The sequence below is a fragment of the Adlercreutzia sp. DFI.6.23 genome, from assembly GCF_024462535.1.
Taxonomy (GTDB): Bacteria; Actinomycetota; Coriobacteriia; order Coriobacteriales; family Eggerthellaceae; genus Adlercreutzia; species Adlercreutzia rubneri.
In genome coordinates, this window is the sequence record NZ_JANGBP010000782.1 from 1 (window position 1) to 288 (window position 288).

A 288-nucleotide genomic window follows, 5' to 3' on the forward strand; every position below is an offset into this window, starting at 1 on the left:
CTTCGGCGCCGCGGCCGCCTGCGCGGCCCTGGGCCTGGCCCGCTCCACCTACTACTACCAGCTCGACGCCCTGACCTCGCCCTCCGCGCCGCCGGACGGGACGGCGGGCGAGGTCGAGCGGGCCTTCCGCGTCGACGGCAACTCGTCGAGGGGCTACCGGTTCGTGCGCGAGGTCGTGTCGCGCCGGCGCGGCCGGCCGGTGTCGGAGAAGGTGGTGCGGCGGCTCATGCGCGGGCTCGGGCTGCGCGTGTGCTACGCGCGCAGGGGGCGCTACAGCTCCTACGCCGG

At 77.1% G+C, this 288-nt stretch carries 1 pseudogene; it reads left to right on the forward strand.

Features of this window, described 5'->3' with window-relative positions:
* Positions 1 to 288 (forward strand): annotated as a pseudogene (locus NE591_RS15450) (IS3 family transposase); the annotation flags it as partial.